Here is a 17469-nt window from a genome sequence, read left to right as displayed (position 1 = left end):
GTATAAAAAGGAAAGCCGCCCCAAGGCAGGCGGCTTTGCCGTATTTGCTAAGCGCGAATGGTTAAGGTTGCGTCATCCACCAGCACATAAGCCCCGTTGCCTGCTTCCGGCGTAAAGACCAGGGATACCAGGCCGGAAACCGCTCCGGCCGGTGCGGTGGCGGTGACACACTTTTGCACCCAGGTGCCGTTAATCTGTTCTTCGGTGAAGGTCTGTACAGCGGCAGAATTAATGGTATTGCCTGCTGCGTCAAAGAAGGCTACCCGGGCTTCAACGGTATAGTCTGCCACTGATCCCGGCGGAACTGCTTCAGAGATATAGAAGCAGAATTCATACCTGAGACCGGGGCGGATTACATCGGCAGGTATGGTTTGACTTATGGAAGCCGGTTGGGACGGGTTGGCCGTGCAGCTGCCGGGCGGCAGGAAACCGGCGGGAGGTCCGCCCAGGCCAACGGCAAAGCCGCCGTTGCGCCCCTGCTGCCCCGGGGCTGCGTTGGACTGCTGCCAGACTGCCAGCACACATCCTGCGAAGGCTTCAAATCCGGTATTGGCCAGCACCTGGCTTCCGACCAAATCCTGATCCGGTATGCAGGTTTGGATAAAGATTTGCTGATCCTCGGTTATTTTTAATGTAAAGGTAATGTTTGCCACTTGCTGTACCCGGGTGGGACGGGGCAGTTCAAAGTCTACATCCACGTCTACATCCCGGAATTCAATATCGATGTTGCCGGGATTGCTGACCGGCAGGGGGGGACTTAATTTAATGCTTTTGGTAAAAGGCACATCCTCGCCAAAATGCCTGACATCGTCCTCTTTATTAACATAGTACACCTGTTTGTGCAGGGTACCGTGCACCGTTATGCTGCGGAGTTCCCGGGGGCCGCAAACCGGGTCACCAAAATGTACGGTGGCCTTGGGGCTGTTGCAAGGAGCATGGCCGCTCATGACCGGGCCGCTGAATACCGGGTCGGCTTCCAGATCCCGCACCACCACGTCAATGTGGTCAATTTTTTTGGCCGGCTCCGGGGGGCAGCTGACATTGTCTACGGTTACCGAGTCCCGGACATCCGCCAGTACAATGGGCAGTTTTACCAGTACGCACCTGGCGGTTGGCAAGATGGCGTTTTGGTTGTTACCGTTAGGCATTGTTTTACCTCCTTAAAATTAATTATTCTTAACCCTTGGCAACACAAGGAATCTTGATGGTCTGGCCGACGGTAATCAAGTTGGGATTGGTAATCTGCGGGTTCACTGCCAGGATGGCCTGCACAGTGGTGCCGTAGCGCTGGGCCAGTTTGCTTAAGGTATCGCCCCTTTGCACCACATAGTTGAAGGTGGTGCCGGGTACGCATACTTCAGGCGCCGCAGTGGGTGTCGGTGTGGGTGTGGGGGTAGGTCTGGGGCGAAAGCCGGTAACTACTTCCCGTTCCACCGTTTCGGTAACCCGGGCGCACACATTAAGCACGGCTTCCAGCACCAGGTCGCAGCCATCCGTCTTGGCATTGGCCCATTCCACTTCCACGTCAATGTCCACATCGTTGTCCGGGCGGGCGCCGGGCACATCGATAAAGGTCTTAAAGGCCACTTTTCGATGGATCATATGAACTGACTGGTCAGCTTTCATGGCCGTATACAGCACCTGAAACTCGACGGTCCCTTTTACCAGTACCTTATCCCGGATTACATCGGTATCTTTAATAACTACATCGCCGGCAGTAACTTCTTTTATTTTGTCAATGGCAGGCTTTTCTGACGGCGGCTCCTGGGCATCCCGCACCACCACCTGCTTGCAGCCTTCGCCCACCAGGCTCTTCATATCCAGGGTGACGGTATCCACATCAGCATCCTCAATATCAGTAATCACATCTACTTCCCGGTCTTCGGTCACCCTGGCCCGCAGGCGCAATACGATGGTGGGAGACAGCTTGCAGGCATTGGTTTCCGCCACTTCCACATCGCAGGATTCCACCATGGCATCCACCTGAACATTCATTCCCTGCTCAGCGCCTACCACTTCAATAAAGGTGTTAAACTTAAAAGTTTCATGCAGTGTGTGAACCGATTGATCTTCCTTCATGGCTGTGTAAATGCATTCCAGATCAACTTCGCCCTCGATCAGCACCTTGTTTTTAATAATTTTGGTGTCGGTAATCTCCACATCACACATGCATTTGATAAATTTTTCTACATCCGGTTTGCCGTCGGGCACCTCAAACTCGTCATCAATAAGTACTTGCTTGGTACCGGTGCCAACGGTGTGCTGCAGGTTCATCCGTTCGGTTTCGCAATTATATCCCTGGGGACACTCGGTGAGAACATTGACATCCCGGGTTTCCGTAACCCTGGCGGTTACTTTTAAAACTGCCGCCACATCCCAGTCTTCGGCGCACTTTGCATCTCTGGTCAGGCTCACATCCTCTACCACGATGTCAACTTCCACATTCATGCCCGGCCGGGCTCCTTCAACTTCGATAAAGTCGGTAAAATCCAACTCTGCATGGAAGGTGTGCACCGCCTGATCCACTTTAAAGGCAGTATACATAACTTCCAGCTTCAGGGTTCCTTCTACAATGACCTTGTTGGGAATGATTTCTACCTTGCGCAGCTTGGTGGAGGTGTCTGTGGACAGTATTTCTTCCACTTCCGGCTTTGCCTGGGGCACAGAAATTGTGCCACGAACGATGGTCTGCTCTGTATTTTCACCCACTACCTCTTCCAAACTAAATCTTTCTGTTTCCAGTGCGGCGTTGTTGTTATTGTTGTTATTATTGTTATCGTTATCAAGGGAACGGCGGAATTTTGGCTTGGGCCCTTTCTTCGTGGCCATTAATCGAGCCTCCTTTCAAGATATCTCCTTATATATATATATTGGATTGTCTGGAGAAATGTGCTGAAAATGTGGTCAATCCTTAAGAAAAAGCAAAAAAACAGGAGGAAATTTTTCCTCCTGTTTCCTTTTTATGGCTGTTTGTTTGTACAGGCTGCAGGTTTGTCCCGGCTGTAATCAACGCCGGGCAAATTCCTGCACCCAGATATAACCGTAACCGGTATAACTCTGGTAGACACCTACGCCAATCTCATTGTAGTTGCTGTTCAGAATGTTGGCCCGGTGGCCGGGGCTGTTCATCCAATCCTGCATCACCTGGGCGGCCGTTCTCTGGCCCATGGCAATGTTTTCGCCGGCAGCGGTATAATGAATGCCGTACTTCTTCATCATGTCAAAGGGAGATCCGTAAGTGGGAGATGTATGGGAGAAGTATTTGTTTTTATACATATCCTGGGCCTTTAACATAGCCACTTCGGTAAGGTCCTGTTTAGCCTGCAGGGGCTGCAAGCCGTACTTAGCCCGTTCGCTGTTTACCAGTTCCACCACCTGCTGCTGCAGTTCATTCATAAAGGAGGCATTTGCTTGGGGCTGTTCGGCAGGCTGCTGCCGGGGCTGCTCTTGCGGCTGTTGAGGCTGTTGCGGTGTTTCTGCCGGAGTGGGTGAAGGCATAGACGGCTGCCGGTTTTGCTCCTCCGGTGCTTTGGCCAGCAGCTGCACACATAGCTGGCCGGCCTCGGTGTCGGCAATTACCAAACCGATGCGGTTATATTTGTTATTTAAAACAGAGCGGCTGCCATAGTATTTTAACTGCTTATCAACCATTTCTTTAACATTGCTGCCCCGTACAACGGTCTGTCCCAGCAGGGTGTAGCCGCCTTTTTTAGCTTGCTGCAGCAACATAGAGGAACCGGGAATTTTCCCTGTTTGCTGGTAATAATCCAGGTTATTGGCAGCTTGCACAGATAATTGGTAATCATATACAAGGGGCGCCAGTCCGGCCTTAATCCTTGCCTGGTTAACCAGTTCCACCATATCCTGGTCATCGCCGGCAGCTGCTAAAGCTGCCTGCGGAGCAGCAAAAGGTAACAACAGGGTCAATAACAACATAGAAACTAAAAATACGGACATCTTTTTAAGTCGGTACTGCATTGGTTGTCTCCTTTCCTTGTTGCCTCCGGAGTTAGCTGACGGGTTCGGGCAAGGAAATCCCTACCTGGCAAGCAGGATTCACCCCCAAATTGGTTCCTCCGTACCGTATGGATTCGGCATTTTTTGTGTTTTCTGGCATAACCGGCTATGCCTGTCCTAAATATACAAAAAAATGTCTGTTATTACAAAAGCCGTAATACCTGACATTTATTGAATAAAATAACTGATTAAGTGAAGAATGGTTTTGCCGGCTAATGTCTTACATTTTTTTATGGATACCAGCTATTGCCAGAAATTTGTTGTGGTTGCCCAACGGTAATTGATGCACCCCTGCCGGTCACTTGGCGGGGGTGCATCAATTACCCCAGGATTATCAACCGCACTGCCTTAAAACTCGACATTTAATTGATCCAGCACGTTTTGAATATGGTTGCACACCGTCACCTTATCCGAACCGGCAAACAGCAACCCCACCGCCCGGTTTTCTTGATTAAGCACCAGGGAACCGCTGTCGCCCCCCTGGGATTTCATATCTGTAACCACCTGGTCGGCAAAATAAGCGGTGTTCTCATCATCCAGCTTTACTTCCATGGTTGCTCCCACCGCCGTCACGGTTCCCCGGGTAATCCCGGTGGTGCGGCCGCTTTTAACCACCTGCATGCCTGGTTTGGCCCGCTCCACTCCCTGCACTTTGCCAATGCCCAAAATATCATCCGTTATCAACTCGGGCCGGACGGGGCGCGCCACCGCGCAATCCACTATGTTAGGCGTGCCGCCCCGTTTGATAAATCTCAGGTCGTAATTGGGCCGGACGGTATGCACAAAAATATTTAAAAACCGGGCTGCACCGTTGGCCACCGGGCAGGTGGCGGGGGCTTCTCCCTTTTGTAGCGGAATGTAGCGTAACAGGGTCGCAATCCGGTCTTCCCGGGTACCGCCGTCATACTCTCCCGGCTGCAGAATGGGGTCGCCGATGGCGGCACGGCCGTCCTTACCGTTGGTAGCGTTGGCCAGGATATGATTATTGGATAAAATGAGCCGCTCACCGGTTTGGCGATCCCGCACCACCGCCCCAAAGGTTCCCGCTGTTACGCGGTAATGGCCAATGCTGAGACCCGGCTGGGCCGGCCTGACGTGTTTGGTTCTTTCTTCATCCAGCAGGCGTACCTCGCCCACCTCGATTACATCAGTGGTCAAACCGTTAATCTGATAGGGTACCAGATGTTCCCGGCTCAGGTTTTGCGGCTCTTCTTTCTTTTTGACAAAAATAATGATGGCCGGCTGTTCGGTGCGCTGCATATCTACATATTTATGGCCCACACCTACCCCTACCACGTTTTTCATACCCAGCAAACGCCACCGGGCCTTTTCCAGTGTTTTAAAAAACTTATCCATAAAGGAAACCCCTCCCTAAAATGTCCTAAATCATCATATGCGGGTTCTTAGGAAGGGGTACTGCCGTTTAAAATTCTGTTCGGGGCACACCCAGGCGGTGCTTGCCCCGGGTTTCAATGCCGCCAATGCCGTCAAAGCCGGTAATGGTGCTTTTGATAATGTCCCGGATGGCAATGGGGTCGTGGATGGAGGTGTAAGAAATTTTTTCTACCACAAATACCGGGTCAAAAGCATGAATTAAAACTCTTTTGGGCGAACTGGCAAAATTGGCCCCGGCGCTCAAAATGGCCTCATAGCATGATTGGCAGGCACCGGCAAAAATCACCAGGTCATCCCTGCTTTTTTCAAAGGAGCGGGCAATTTTTACTGCCTCAATAAAATACTTGCTGTTATGGTAGTTATTAACATCCTTATAATCTTTGGCTCCCTTTTTTATACCGTCGTGCCCGGTCAGTACCAGGATATCCGGGTAGTGTTTCTCCAGCAGCGCCAGTACTTTTTTGGGCTGCTCCTTTTCTTCCACCGCATAGCCAAAGGCCGGGATGGACAGGTTGCGGTAAGTGGTCATGCATAAATCCAGGTAATCTTTATCTCCGTCCAGGTGCAGTACTGAACCGGGCACATCAAAACCCTCGATTTCACTCCCCCCGGTCCGGTCGCTGTCCTTTGACCGGCCCGCCAGGCATAAACCGTCGGTACATCTTTGCAGCCGATGTTTTCTTTCGGCCAGGCGCCTTTTCATTACCCGATCCATTACTTCGGCATTATTTTTCAAGGTTTTCGTCCAATATTGGGCTACATCTTTAGGATCTATCTTGATCAGATCATCAACTAACGAGCTGGCAAATAACCTGATATCAAGTCCTTTGAGAACAGCATAGTCCTTGCCGTCATCCCCCCGGAAAATGCCGGTGACTTTAAAAAATACATCATTGCCGTAAGATTTACGGGCTACAATGTCACCCTCCTGTATTTTGGACACTGTGTTCCCCCCTTTCTTTTGCTCCATCTTATGTAACCACTGGAAGGTTTGTGCATCCGGGCAAAACCGGGCAGAAAAAGAAAAACCCCGTCGGACGGGGTTTCAGACTGTAGACAAAGGCTGCAAAACAATGTCAAGGTGGTTTTATGATCCCCTGCCGGCGGCTTGTCGAAGCACCGGCAACAGCACTTGATGAGCGAAGGAGCCCTTGGGGTGGCGCCCACAGGACGTGGGCGCCAGTCGAACCGGGCCAGGAGGGCCCGTTTGAGGCGACCCCAAGGGCCACCGAAGCGAATCATAGTGCTGTCGGTGTAGACCGGAGCCAAAGGGGATCATAAACCACCGATAAGATTTGTCGCCACTCTGCAAACCCCGTCGGACGGGGTTTGCTTTGAGGGGTTTTAGCATCGCTTTATTTGGTGTACCGGTCTGCTACACTGGAAGCGGCAAAGGAATCCGGCTTTATTTTAGCTTCAAAGCCGCTGCCGGTTACCATACCCACCACTTCCCGGATTAAATCCTTAGTTTCGCCATGATGGCCTACATCAATATGAATTTCCACATGGATGCCCGCCGCACCGCCCCGGGCCAGAAAAGAAGTAATTTTCGCGCCCATTTCCAGGCTCATGCTGGTTTCGTAAAAAATTTTTTGCCTGAGACTTTTAATTTTGCGCTGGATGTTTTTCCGGTAATAAAACCGGGCGCCCTTCCCTTTGCGATGCACAATTACAGCCGTGACAAAACAGGTTTCACCTCGTACCTGCGAATCGGTGCCCACAATAATTTTATACGAAGAGCACGGGAGGCCCTTAATATAGGTTAAAATATCCTCCATCATCTCTTCAAAACTTAATTTACCTTTGGAAGGGCTGATAAACATCATAACTGCCTCCGGCATATAAGCTATTGGGTATAAAGGTTAAATATGTATTACCCGTCCAACCGGCACTAACTTAAGCCCCTAGGTGCTGCTGAAAGGCATTGGCCAATGCGGCAAATTCCTGCATGGTCAAAGTTTCGCCCCGCCGGGCCGGGTCAATACCCGCCGCTGCCAGCACTTGCAGCCAGTTCTCCCGGGCAGCCAGGCCGGAACCCGTTAAAGAGTTAAGCAGGGTCTTGCGCCGTTGGCCAAAGGCGGCCCTCACCACTTTAAAAAACAACGCTTCGCTGGTCACCTGCACCGGCGGCACCGCCCGGCGGGTTAAACGAACCACCGCTGAGTCTACCTCGGGTGCCGGAAAAAAGACGGTTTTGGGCACTCTGGCCACTACCTCCGGCACAGTATAATACTGCACTGCCACGCTAAGGCTGCCATAGTCCTTACCACCCGGGGGAGCCAGCAAGCGGTCCGCTACCTCCTTTTGCATCATTACCACCAGGCACTGCAGGTTAAAACCGCCCGTCAACAGGTGCATCAGCAGGGGCGTGGTAATATAATAGGGCAGATTGGCCACCAGCTTGTAACCCCGGCCCGGTTGCCCGAAAATGCCGCCCGCATATTCACCGGCCAGTTTGTCAAAATCCGCCTGCAAGGCATCCCCGTGCACCACCCGGGTGTTGGGAAAATCGGCCAGTGTTTCTGCCAAAATGGGCAACAGGTTGGTATCCAATTCCACTGCAATAACCTGTCCGGCTGACCGGGCCAACCGGCGGGTTAAAGTACCCAGGCCGGGACCGATTTCAAACACCAAGTCTTCCCGGGAAAGTTCTGCAGCCTGCACAATTTTTTCAATAATGTTGGCATCCAGTAAAAAATTCTGCCCCAGGGCCTTGCGCACCTTAAAACCGTGGGCCCGGATGATTTCCCTGACGGCGGAGGGCGAAGTTAATTCCCGCAATGTAGGTTCCGATCCTTCCTGATAGTTTATTCTATATTTTTATTATATCCTGTATGTCAATCCCGTTACTAATTAAATTGTCGTTAGATCATTGTTAATTGCCATGGCCTGGCGCAAGGCAGCCACCTTAGCCGGAATGTCCGGTGCGGCCACAATTTCTGTAACCAGGGCAACGCAGCGGGCACCCCGGGCGGTTACCTGTCCGATATTATGCTCCTTAATACCGCCGATGGCCACAAAGGGCAAATCTATATTTTTCACCACATAATCCAGGTAGGAGAGGCCCACCGGGTCACAAACATCTTTTTTGGTGCGGGTGGCAAACAGAGGGCCTACCCCGATATAATCCACCCCGGCCCCCCGGGCGGCTCTGGCCTGGGCGGGCGAGTGGGTGGACAAGCCGATCAGCCGCTCTTGCCCCACCAATTTACGCACTTGGTCGGGCGGCAGATCATCCTGCCCGATGTGCACTCCGTCAGCATCCACCAGTAAAGCCAGGTCCACGTGATCATTGACAATAAAAACCGCCCCGGCCTGGCGGGTCAGTTCTCTGATGCGAAGGCACTGCAGGTATTTTTCCCGGGCACTTTTTTCTTTTTCCCGGTACTGGATAATTTTAATGCCGGCCGCCAGCATATCCTGCACCACCCGGATATTATCCCTGCCCCGGGCATGGGCCTCGGCGGTAATGCCATAAAGACCCGGTTTTAGAAACTCGGCTAACCCACGTTTAATCATCTTGCTTGCCCCCGCCTTCCCCTAAAAAGTAGCTTATGACCACATCCGCCTGTTTAGCAGCGGTGATAACCACCCCCGGGGCCAGCGCCGGCCGGTGGGGCTGCACTTCGGAAACCAAATCGCCCACCAGGAAAAAGTTATCTTTAATACGGTGCACCCGGATGCCATCTGTGTTGCCCCAGCCGGCCAACCCGGAAGCCGCCACCAGCAGCTTACCGGTGTCTAAATATGCTTCCACCACCAGCTTTTTAAAGGCCGGCTGATCCAGTGCCTCCACCACCGCATGGCAATCTGCAAACAGCGTCTTCACATTATCCTGGCTAACGGCCAGCTGCAGTACTTCTGTTTTAATATCCGGGTTAATTTGCCGCAGGTTGTTTTGCAGAGCCGTTACTTTAGCCTCGCCAACCTGCCTGTAAAAGAAAAACTGCCGGTTCAGGTTGCTATAACTCACCCGGTCAAAATCAACTATTTTCAAGTGCCGGCAGCCGCTGCGGGCCAGGAACTGGGCAACGTTAGAGCCCAATCCCCCGGCCCCGGCAATACCTATCTTGATTTGTTGAAGCCTGGCCAGCTGAGCCGGCGACCAGAAGTTGCCCAGCGCTTTAACGAACCTGTTCACGGCACACCCCTCATTCCAACCACTGCCAGTCTTTAAAAACCGGCTGGTAGCCCTGCCGGTACAACATGCTGACAATGGATTGAACATCCCGGTGGTCTGCAATGGCAAACTGCCCTTCTGAAACGGTTTCTTTTACCCGTCCCCCCACCGCTGTGCAGGAGCCGGCAGACATCCTGGTTATCCCCAGGGGCAACAAGCGATCCCGCAGCAGGGCCGGTTCCCGGGTAGACAGGGTAATGCCGCCCCGGGGCATGAACAAACGAAAGGCCAGGATATATTGCACCAGATTGCGGTCGCTGACCTCCACCCGGGGCAGCATTCCCCCCACATGGGGACGCAGGCGGGGCGGCGATATGCTGACCTCCGCCGCCGGGAAACAGCTCTGCAGGTAATTGGCATGCAGGCCGCTGAAAAAGGCTTCCGAACGCCAGTCATGCAGTCCCAGCAGGGCCCCCACGTTAACACTGCGCATGCCGGCCCGGCAGGCCCGCTCCGGGGCATCCAGGCGCCAAAGATAATCCCGCTTGGGGCCGGCCAGGTGCAGTTGCCGGTATACCTCCGGGTTGTAAACTTCCTGGTAGATAGTTAAGCCATCCACCCCGGCCGCAATTAGCTCCCGGTATTCTTCTTGTGCCAGAGGATATATTTCAATACTGATGGAGGTAAAGAATTTTTTGAGCAGCTGCACACAATCCCGGATATACGATACCGGCGTATGTTGCCGGGACTCCCCGGTGAGGATTAAGATGTGCCTGAGGCCGCCGGCAGCAATTAGCCGGGCTTCCGCCGCCACTTCTGCCAGGGTCATTTTTTCCCGCTTAATTTGGTTATGGGCGGCAAAGCCGCAGTAGACACAGCGGTTGGTGCAGTAATTAGCCAGGTACATGGGGGTATATAAAAGAACCGTCCGGCCAAAATGCTGAACTGTCAGCCGGTATGCCCGCTGCGCCATGTCTTCTAAAAAATCCTCGGCCGCCGGTGACAGCAGAGTCAGGTAATCCAACGGTGACAGCCGCTGTTTATGAAGAATGCCGGCAACCCGGTCAGGTGTTACGCGGCGAAAAAAAGCCTCAAAATCAAGTTTGCTGTAAGACAAATAGGTCCGGTAAAAACTCACTGCCCCCAACCCCTTAATTTTCTCTTAAAAACCCTGTCAACGGCGAAGAAGGACTGGCCAACCGGCGGCTTTCCCCCGGGCCCGCCAGGTATGCGGCCCGTCCCCCCTGCACAGCCAGGCCGAAAGCCCGTGCCATCATAACGGGATCCCCGGCGGTGGCCACCGCAGTATTAACAAGTACCGCCGCTGCGCCCATCTCCATGGCTGCGGCAGCTTCCGACGGTTTGCCGATGCCTGCATCCACAATGATAGGCAAAGGAATTTCCTCGATGAGAATACGGATCAGCTCTTTGGTTTTCAGCCCCCGGTTACTGCCAATGGGGGCTCCCAGCGGCATGACAGCCGCCGCCCCGGCCCGGGCCAATTCTTTGGCCACCATCAAATCCGGGCTCATATAAGGGAATACCTGAAACCCCTCGGCAGCCAGGATTTCTGTGGCCTTAATGGTTTCGTAGTTGTCCGGCAGCAGGTACCGGTTGTCGGCAATTACTTCAACCTTGACCCAGTTGCCACAGCCTGCCGCCTTGGCCAGCCGGGCTATGCGCACCGCTTCCCGGGCGTTTCTGGCCCCTGAAGTATTGGGCATGATAATACAACCGTCGGGTACATAGCGTAAAATATTTTCCTCCTCTCCTGCTGTATCCACCCGCCGCATGGCCACCGTCAGCACCTGGGCCGCTGCCGCTTCCATAATCTCGGGAATCAGCCGGGACGCATACTTGCCGGTGCCTAAGAACAAGCGGCTGCTTAACTCCCGACCGCCAATGCGAAAAAGATCCATGCTTATCCTCCTCCCACAAAGCGCAAGACTTCGATATTGTCGCCTTCCTGCAAGATGATGGTTGCCCACTCATCCTGCTTAACCAGCCGGTAATTGTATTCCACAATGATGCTGTCCGGCCGCAGCCCCCGCCGGTTTAGCAAGCAGGCAACGGTGCTGCCCGGTTCTACCGCCAGTTCCTTTCCGTTTAAAAAAATCTTCATTTGCTTCACCCCCGTACAGTTATTTAACCCGCCCGGCCGGGTCACTCGGGCAAAACACCGGCCTGTTTATATAAGGCATAAAAATGGTGCGTCGGTCCGTGGCCCCGGCCCAGGGGCAGCCCGTGGGCAATGGCTGTGGTAACGTATGCCTTGGCCGCCCTCACCGCCTCCTTAACCGTAAAGCCACGGGCCAAATAGGCCGCTATGGCGGCTGCAAAAGTACAACCTGTACCGTGGGTATGGCGGGTGGCTAAGCGCGGCCCGGCAAACAATTCCACCTGCCGGCCGTCATACAGCACATCCACCGCCTCCCCTGCCAGGTGCCCCCCTTTAATCACCACATGCTTGGGCCCCAGCCGGTAAATTTCCCGCGCCGCCTGTTTCATATCGGCCAGGGTGTTAATGCTTCCGTTAATAAGCACCTCTGCCTCCGGTATGTTAGGGGTAACCACATCCGCCAGGGGCAGCAGCAACTCAATCAATGTTGCACAGGCGGCGGGCTGCAGCAATTGATGGCCGCTTTTTGATACCATCACCGGGTCTGCTACAATATGGCGTGCCCCTTTAGCCGCTAAGCAGCCGGCCACGGTGGCAATGATTTCGCTGCTGGATACCATGCCGATTTTTACCGCATCTACCGTTATATCGTCAAACAAACAGTTGATTTGGGCCGCCACCAGATCTGCCGGCATTTCCTGCACCATCAAAACCCCGGTGGTATTTTGGGCCGTAACTGCCGTAACGGCGCTCATGCCGTAAGTACCCAGGGCACTGAAGGTTTTCAGGTCGGCCTGGATCCCCGCGCCGCCGCAGGAATCAGAACCGGCAACAGTTAACACATGTTTCATGGCTTCTCTCCTGGAAAATGATTTTTAAGCAGCCACCACCTCCCCGGGCGCTTTGACAACTGCCTGCCGGGGTGGCTGCACAAACAAAAAAGGCGCGCTTTCACAACCATAGGAAAGCACACCTTTACAACTCTGTCTTGCATCACTCCCTTCGCTGGTATTACCCAGATCAGGTATTGAGGGTCAGGTCTTAACCTTTCTCAGCTTTCGCTCCCCTGTGGCGTGTTATGAAGTTATTCCTATCATACATTATTTTTCCCAAAATGCAACATGTTTTTCTTTCCATAAAATTACACAAACAAAAAGGAGGCTTTTCCCCCTGTTATTCCAGTACATATACCCGGGTTTTTCTGACACCCCAACGGAGAGCCGCTTCTTTAGTATCATAAAATAAATCAATACGGTTTCCTTTAATATCGCCCCCGGTATCCAGAGCAGTGGCCCTGCCATACCCTTCCACATATAAACTGCTGCCCAGGGGGATAACGTTGGGATCTACCGCTGCTACGCCCGGCCCCGGTATACTGCCGGTGGCAGTGTGGTTGCCGGTATAGGTATAGCCGGTAGCCAGCATGTCCAGCGATCGGCTGACCCGCAACCACTGGCCGCCCCGGCTGACGTTGCTGCCGGTACCGTATTGCAGCAGGCCGTTGACAGGTTCCTGGATAATTTCTTTGTCCACACAGGTACGGGATACCTCCCGGCCGTCTTCATAGCGAATACGCCAGGTTTCTCTCTGCCTGCCCGGCTGACCCTTTTTTACCAGCCGGGTAAACCCGCCGGGCAATTCAGGATTGGCAATCCGTTCTGTTATATACGGCACGGCCGTTTCCTGGGTGATGGTTTTCACTGTCACCCGGGTCACCTTAATGGCCATATCTTTTTTTAACAATACGGTCTGGGCGGGCGTCACCAGATCATCCGGCTGCAGTACAACACCCTGCCGGGCCAGCACTTCCTGCACACTGCGGGCCGTGGTTCGCACCGCTTTGGTGTGGCCGTCCACAGTTAAGGTAACCGGGACTTCACCGGTTACTGTTTCTTTTAAAAAGTTTCCGGCCTGCCGTAAGGGAGCCGGCCAGGCAAGTCGGCCCGACCACCGGGCATAACCCACCACCGCTGCCGCCAATAAAATTAACACCAGGATTCCTAAAAGACCTGCTCTGGCCGCTTGGCGGCCGGCCTGTCCGGCCTGTATTTTGGGTGCCGTGCGGCCGGGGCTGCGGGTAGGCCATTCCACCGGACACCAATTCATTAGGTTTACCTCCTCTCGGGGACAAATTGCTTATGCCAATCATATTCGTCCCTTTTGTATGGTAAACCTTCCCAAAAATTCATACAAATTCCATGCAGGCCTGGCAGAATACGGCAGAATTTTCGGTGCCGGCGGCCGGTCAATCCAGGATATGAATCTTAACTGTCCGCCTGCCCCAGTTGATAGCCTGTTGGTAAGTGTTAAAAAATACGTCGACACGGTTGCCTTTAATGCTGCCCCCTGTATCCGCCGCCACCGCATAACCGTAATTTTCGACATACAACCTGGTGCCCAGAGGTATCACCCGGGGATCCACTGAAACTACCCCTTCGTAGGGATAAATGCCGGTGGCGGTGCGGTGACCGGTGTGGGTGTAAGCGGTGGACACGGCAGTCAGCACCCGGCTGCCTTTTTCCGGGTTAAACTTGGCGCGCACCGCCCCGCCGGGCAAACTGCCCCGGGAAACGGTGTAATTAGGCCCATAGGCCACCACCATGGGTTGCGGCTGCCTGATCACCCTTTTGCTCACCGTTTGCCGTTTTACCTCCCGGCCGTCCCGGTAAGTAACCCGGATATAATGATGCGCTAACCCGTAACTGCCGTAGTGCAAAACTTTTTGCCGGCCGGGTGCCAGTGACCGGTCAATTTTTCGCTCCACCCGGAAAGGCACCAGCTGCGGTTCAACCAGTTCTTCGCCGGTTACCCGGTAGACTCTGATAACCTGCTGGTTGAACACCCGGCAGGCCGGCCCGGGTTCTGCTATATCGGCTTCTCCCAAGGTTACTCCTGCCCTGACCAGAGCATCTGCCACCGTGCCCCGGAACTGCAGCAGCGGCATGGCTCGCCCGTCAACTACAATTACCAGGTGTTTGCCCCAGGTCAGGCAAATTAAAAGCATTGCCGCAAAACCAAACAATAACCCCAGGAGAAGCCGACATCCCTTGTCCTGCCAAATTACGCAAAATTTCCTGGCGATGGTAGTTCCCCCCTCCGCTTTCAACTTCTTACCATCATGTATATGCCGGCCGCCGGCAGCCATACCTCTTTTCACAAAAAGCGGCTCTGTTTATTAAGGGGACACGCCTTGTTTGGCCGGTCAGTGAATATAATATAGCAGCCGGTCATGCTTGCCCGCCGAGCTTGACCACAAGGATAAACAATGATGAGGAGGTATTGGCATATGCCCAACGGCACTGTCTGCCAGCTGGTGAAACTGCCGGTGGTAGTGGGAGAAACGGTGGGGTCGGTATCGGTTGATAACGTAACCTGCCCTCCGGAAACAGTTAAAAAAGTAGATCATATTGATGTGGTGGTGCGGGATCTGGCAGCTGACCCGGTATTTACTGCCCCCACCAAAGACGGGGTGTGCAACAGCCCGAAGGCTACGGTGCACTTTGGTGATCCCCAATGCGGCAATCAACCCCGGGAAATCCGCAAAATAAACATTCACGGTACCGTTCATAAACAAATTTTTTATGTAGATAAACATGATGATGTCCGTCATCTGAGTGAGGATATTGATTTTACCAAATCCGTCACCCTGTCGCCGCCCCTTATTGTGCTGGAACCACAGAACGTAGAAATATCTTTCCGCAACGTGGATGTTAACGTCAGCTTCGATTTACCCCGACCCTCCCGCATCCAGCAGGTGGTGGATGTATCCTTCACCTTAAAAATAGTTGAACAAACCCAGTTGTATGTCTCTGTTTTCCCCAACGGCTGTGCACCTGCCGCCACCCTTGGCATTCAGGACGAAGCCTTTGAGGAGTGGCTCGGCAACTGCCCGGTCTTGTGGCAATGCGTCAACGTTTGCCCCAGCCCCTACGGACGCACCGGCCAGGCTGCTCAGCCGGGCTGCTGTCCTACCCTGCCGGCCGCCATGTCCCGTACGATACCGGATGTGCTGCCCGGGGCCGCCTATGAATTAACCTTCTGGGCCCGTTCTGTAGAAGTGCCCCGGGATCCCTGCCACTTTACTTTAACCGCCCAAATCCAGTTTCTGGATGCCGCCGGCAACCCTACCGGTACTGCCCAGCAAACCATTACATCCGAGCAGCTTAATGATACCTACCGGCAGTTCAGGGTTAACGGCACCGCACCGGCAGGTACCGCCGCCGCCACAGTGAGCTTTACCTTTACGCCGCAGCCCTGGAATACTTGCGCTGTCCTGATTGACGATCTGTCCTTCGGCCAGGCAGGAGGCAGTTAACGGAAGAAACTACGAGAGGAGGAACCTTTTTAAAGTTCCTCCTCTCAAAGTTATGACAAAAACTGCGGTGGTTTATGATCCCCTTTAGCTCCGGCCTACGCACCGAGAAACCCAAAAAGGTTCCTCCCCTTAATATTCTATCCCCTCCTGGGCCGGTATGCCCTGCCGGTAGGGGTGTTTAATTTCCTTCATCTCAGTCACCAGGTGAGCCCTTTGGATAATCTCCGGCGGCGCATCCCGGCCTGTAAGCACCAAGTGCAGGCTGTCCGGCCTGTTATCCAGCAGTTCCAGCACATCATCCGCAGCAACCAGCCCGTATTTAAGGGCATACAGAATTTCGTCCAGAATTACCAGTTGATAGCGGCCGGACCGGATTGCCTCGGCGGCCTGCTGCAGCGCCTGTGTGGCTGCCTGGCGCTGCCGGGCTGTTGCAAGCGGGTCTTTTAAGTTAACAAACCCCTGCCCCAGGGGCTTAATTTGCAAACCCGGCTGCAGGCGCCGGGCCGCCAGGTGCTCGCCACAAATCCGCCCCTTAATAAACTGCAGCATTAAAACCTGCCGGTTATGCCCCCAGGCCCGCAGGGCCAACCCCAGGGCAGCGGTGGTTTTACCCTTGCCGTCCCCGGTAAATACCAAAACCAAACCCTTTTCCGACACACCCAATCCCCCCTGCAAGGTTTCTACCGGCCTTGAAAATTCGCCGGCCGGCCGCCTTGGCTGACGGGTAATTTAAATAAATTAACCGTATTACCGGCAGTAATGCATGCCAGCTCCTCCGGCGGCATCTGCCGCAGCCGGGCAATGTACTCCACCACATGGCGTACATAGGCCGGTTCGTTACGCTTGCCCCGGTGCGGTACAGGGGTTAGATAAGGGCAATCGGTTTCCACCAGCAGCCGCTCCAGGGGAACCCGCCGGGCAATCTCCTGCAGCTTGCCGGCATTGGCAAAAGTAACCGGCCCGGCCAGGGAAATATACAGACCCAGTTTCAGGCAGGCCTGGGCCACCTCCCAGCTGCCCGAAAAACAATGCATAACCCCGCCGGCCGGGTACGGGGCGGCTTGCTGCAGGATTTGCAAAATATCGCCGTGGGCGTCCCGGTCGTGAATAATAAAGGGCAGCTGCAGTTCCTTGGCCAACTGCAATTGTTCACGAAATATTTTTTGCTGAACTTCCCGGGGGGATAAGTCATAATAATAATCCAGACCGATTTCACCCACCGCCACCACCTTGGGATGAGCCGCCAGCTCCGTTAACTGCTGCCGGTAATCCGCCGGTGCGTCCTTGGCATCATGGGGATGCACGCCTACAGCCGCATAAATAAAGGGATATTTTTCCGCCAGGGCAATAGACCGGCGAGACGACGCCAGGTCATAGCCCACATTGATGAGCGCAGTCAGCTCCCGGCTGCAGCGGGTCATCACCTCCGGGCGATCCTGGTTAAAACGTTCGTTATCCAGGTGGGCATGGGAGTCAATCAACATAATAAACCCTCCTGTTCTC

General features: G+C 53.8%; 19 protein-coding genes and 2 riboswitches. Of the genes, 1 reads left to right on the top strand and 18 read right to left on the bottom strand.

Annotated elements, in window-relative coordinates:
* Positions 1 to 47 precede the first annotated feature (47 nt).
* The 16 genes from DESHY_RS08850 to DESHY_RS08780 all read right to left on the bottom strand — a co-directional run bounded on the left by DESHY_RS08850 (position 48) and on the right by DESHY_RS08780 (position 14808).
* Complete coding sequence (locus tag DESHY_RS08850) at positions 48 to 1148, bottom strand: DUF3794 domain-containing protein (protein WP_008412086.1); 1101 nt, start codon at positions 1146 to 1148, stop codon at positions 48 to 50.
* Between the two features lie 28 nt (positions 1149 to 1176).
* Entirely contained in the window at positions 1177 to 2829 is a 1653-nt protein-coding gene (locus DESHY_RS08845; protein WP_008412085.1) for a DUF3794 and LysM peptidoglycan-binding domain-containing protein, read from the bottom strand.
* A 177-nt stretch (positions 2830 to 3006) separates the two neighbouring features.
* The gene (locus DESHY_RS08840) at positions 3007 to 3978 is read right to left on the bottom strand and encodes a CAP domain-containing protein (protein WP_008412083.1); all 972 of its coding nucleotides are present in this window, start codon (positions 3976 to 3978) and stop codon (positions 3007 to 3009) included.
* 5 nt (positions 3979 to 3983) lie between these two features.
* A riboswitch (cyclic di-AMP (ydaO/yuaA leader) is annotated at positions 3984 to 4107 on the bottom strand.
* Between the two features lie 258 nt (positions 4108 to 4365).
* Positions 4366 to 5373 carry a Nal1-like putative serine protease gene (locus DESHY_RS08835; RefSeq protein ID WP_008412081.1) on the bottom strand — a complete coding sequence of 336 codons (1008 nt, stop codon included), beginning with the start codon at positions 5371 to 5373 and terminating at the stop codon, positions 4366 to 4368.
* Positions 5374 to 5440: 67 nt separating this feature from the next.
* The gene (yabG, locus tag DESHY_RS08830; RefSeq protein ID WP_008412080.1) at positions 5441 to 6355 is read right to left on the bottom strand and encodes a sporulation peptidase YabG; all 915 of its coding nucleotides are present in this window, start codon (positions 6353 to 6355) and stop codon (positions 5441 to 5443) included.
* Positions 6325 to 6681: a hypothetical protein gene (locus tag DESHY_RS14615; RefSeq protein WP_235695548.1), complete on the bottom strand. Its 357-nt coding sequence runs from the start codon at positions 6679 to 6681 to the stop codon at positions 6325 to 6327. Before DESHY_RS14615 ends, yabG begins: the two co-directional genes overlap by 31 nt.
* Positions 6682 to 6767: 86 nt before the next feature.
* Entirely contained in the window at positions 6768 to 7238 is a 471-nt protein-coding gene (locus DESHY_RS08825; RefSeq protein WP_008412078.1) for a ribonuclease H-like YkuK family protein, read from the bottom strand.
* 70 nt (positions 7239 to 7308) lie between these two features.
* Positions 7309 to 8193 carry a 16S rRNA (adenine(1518)-N(6)/adenine(1519)-N(6))-dimethyltransferase RsmA gene (rsmA, locus tag DESHY_RS08820; RefSeq protein WP_008412076.1) on the bottom strand — a complete coding sequence of 295 codons (885 nt, stop codon included), beginning with the start codon at positions 8191 to 8193 and terminating at the stop codon, positions 7309 to 7311.
* Positions 8194 to 8265: 72 nt separating this feature from the next.
* The gene (gene thiE, locus DESHY_RS08815; RefSeq protein ID WP_008412075.1) at positions 8266 to 8931 is read right to left on the bottom strand and encodes a thiamine phosphate synthase; all 666 of its coding nucleotides are present in this window, start codon (positions 8929 to 8931) and stop codon (positions 8266 to 8268) included.
* Positions 8924 to 9553 (bottom strand): sulfur carrier protein ThiS adenylyltransferase ThiF, encoded by a 630-nt coding sequence (gene thiF / locus DESHY_RS08810; RefSeq protein WP_008412074.1) that lies wholly within the window; start codon positions 9551 to 9553, stop codon positions 8924 to 8926. Before thiF ends, thiE begins: the two co-directional genes overlap by 8 nt.
* A gap of 10 nt (positions 9554 to 9563) precedes the next feature.
* Positions 9564 to 10670: a 2-iminoacetate synthase ThiH gene (gene thiH, locus DESHY_RS08805; RefSeq protein WP_048818016.1), complete on the bottom strand. Its 1107-nt coding sequence runs from the start codon at positions 10668 to 10670 to the stop codon at positions 9564 to 9566.
* Between the two features lie 13 nt (positions 10671 to 10683).
* Entirely contained in the window at positions 10684 to 11451 is a 768-nt protein-coding gene (locus DESHY_RS08800; protein ID WP_008412072.1) for a thiazole synthase, read from the bottom strand.
* A gap of 2 nt (positions 11452 to 11453) precedes the next feature.
* Positions 11454 to 11654, bottom strand: a complete 201-nt coding sequence (gene thiS, locus DESHY_RS08795; RefSeq protein ID WP_008412071.1) for a sulfur carrier protein ThiS — start codon at positions 11652 to 11654, stop codon at positions 11454 to 11456.
* A 41-nt stretch (positions 11655 to 11695) separates the two neighbouring features.
* A complete protein-coding gene (gene thiD / locus DESHY_RS08790; RefSeq protein ID WP_008412070.1) occupies positions 11696 to 12502 on the bottom strand; it encodes a bifunctional hydroxymethylpyrimidine kinase/phosphomethylpyrimidine kinase in 807 nt (268 codons plus the stop codon).
* 129 nt (positions 12503 to 12631) lie between these two features.
* Positions 12632 to 12729: riboswitch (TPP riboswitch) on the bottom strand.
* 95 nt (positions 12730 to 12824) lie between these two features.
* Positions 12825 to 13757, bottom strand: coding sequence for a 3D domain-containing protein (locus DESHY_RS08785; RefSeq protein WP_008412069.1), 933 nt, complete (start codon positions 13755 to 13757; stop codon positions 12825 to 12827).
* A 139-nt stretch (positions 13758 to 13896) separates the two neighbouring features.
* Entirely contained in the window at positions 13897 to 14808 is a 912-nt protein-coding gene (locus tag DESHY_RS08780; RefSeq protein ID WP_008412067.1) for a 3D domain-containing protein, read from the bottom strand.
* A gap of 129 nt (positions 14809 to 14937) precedes the next feature.
* On the opposite strand from DESHY_RS08780, the gene DESHY_RS08775 reads away from it, so the two are divergent.
* A complete protein-coding gene (locus tag DESHY_RS08775) occupies positions 14938 to 15966 on the top strand; it encodes a DUF3794 domain-containing protein (protein WP_008412064.1) in 1029 nt (342 codons plus the stop codon).
* A gap of 129 nt (positions 15967 to 16095) precedes the next feature.
* Here the strand turns inward: DESHY_RS08775 and cobO are convergent, their stop codons facing one another.
* Both cobO and DESHY_RS08765 read right to left on the bottom strand, forming a co-directional pair.
* Complete coding sequence (gene cobO, locus DESHY_RS08770) at positions 16096 to 16623, bottom strand: cob(I)yrinic acid a,c-diamide adenosyltransferase (RefSeq protein WP_008412062.1); 528 nt, start codon at positions 16621 to 16623, stop codon at positions 16096 to 16098.
* 23 nt (positions 16624 to 16646) lie between these two features.
* The gene (locus DESHY_RS08765) at positions 16647 to 17450 is read right to left on the bottom strand and encodes a TatD family hydrolase (RefSeq protein ID WP_008412060.1); all 804 of its coding nucleotides are present in this window, start codon (positions 17448 to 17450) and stop codon (positions 16647 to 16649) included.
* Positions 17451 to 17469: the final 19 nt, after the last annotated feature.

The sequence above is a fragment of the Desulforamulus hydrothermalis Lam5 = DSM 18033 genome (genome assembly GCF_000315365.1).
GTDB classification, from domain to species: Bacteria; Bacillota; Desulfotomaculia; order Desulfotomaculales; family Desulfotomaculaceae; genus Desulfotomaculum; species Desulfotomaculum hydrothermale.
The sequence above is the reverse complement of the archived record's forward strand: the minus strand, read 5'-3'. Positions and strand labels throughout refer to the sequence as shown.

What these genes read in the sequence shown, in the direction of transcription:
- DESHY_RS08850 (WP_008412086.1), bottom strand. Translation starts at nt 1,148, where the DNA reads ATGCCTAACGGTAACAACCAAAACGCCATCTTGCCAACCGCCAGGTGC.
- DESHY_RS08845 (WP_008412085.1), bottom strand. Translation starts at nt 2,829, where the DNA reads ATGGCCACGAAGAAAGGGCCCAAGCCAAAATTCCGCCGTTCCCTTGAT.
- DESHY_RS08840 (WP_008412083.1), bottom strand. Translation starts at nt 3,978, where the DNA reads ATGCAGTACCGACTTAAAAAGATGTCCGTATTTTTAGTTTCTATGTTG.
- DESHY_RS08835 (WP_008412081.1), bottom strand. Translation starts at nt 5,373, where the DNA reads ATGGATAAGTTTTTTAAAACACTGGAAAAGGCCCGGTGGCGTTTGCTG.
- DESHY_RS08825 (WP_008412078.1), bottom strand. Translation starts at nt 7,238, where the DNA reads ATGATGTTTATCAGCCCTTCCAAAGGTAAATTAAGTTTTGAAGAGATG.
- thiE (WP_008412075.1), bottom strand. Translation starts at nt 8,931, where the DNA reads ATGATTAAACGTGGGTTAGCCGAGTTTCTAAAACCGGGTCTTTATGGC.
- DESHY_RS08800 (WP_008412072.1), bottom strand. Translation starts at nt 11,451, where the DNA reads ATGGATCTTTTTCGCATTGGCGGTCGGGAGTTAAGCAGCCGCTTGTTC.
- thiS (WP_008412071.1), bottom strand. Translation starts at nt 11,654, where the DNA reads ATGAAGATTTTTTTAAACGGAAAGGAACTGGCGGTAGAACCGGGCAGC.
- thiD (WP_008412070.1), bottom strand. Translation starts at nt 12,502, where the DNA reads ATGAAACATGTGTTAACTGTTGCCGGTTCTGATTCCTGCGGCGGCGCG.
- DESHY_RS08785 (WP_008412069.1), bottom strand. Translation starts at nt 13,757, where the DNA reads ATGAATTGGTGTCCGGTGGAATGGCCTACCCGCAGCCCCGGCCGCACG.
- DESHY_RS08775 (WP_008412064.1), top strand. Translation starts at nt 14,938, where the DNA reads ATGCCCAACGGCACTGTCTGCCAGCTGGTGAAACTGCCGGTGGTAGTG.
- DESHY_RS08765 (WP_008412060.1), bottom strand. Translation starts at nt 17,450, where the DNA reads ATGTTGATTGACTCCCATGCCCACCTGGATAACGAACGTTTTAACCAG.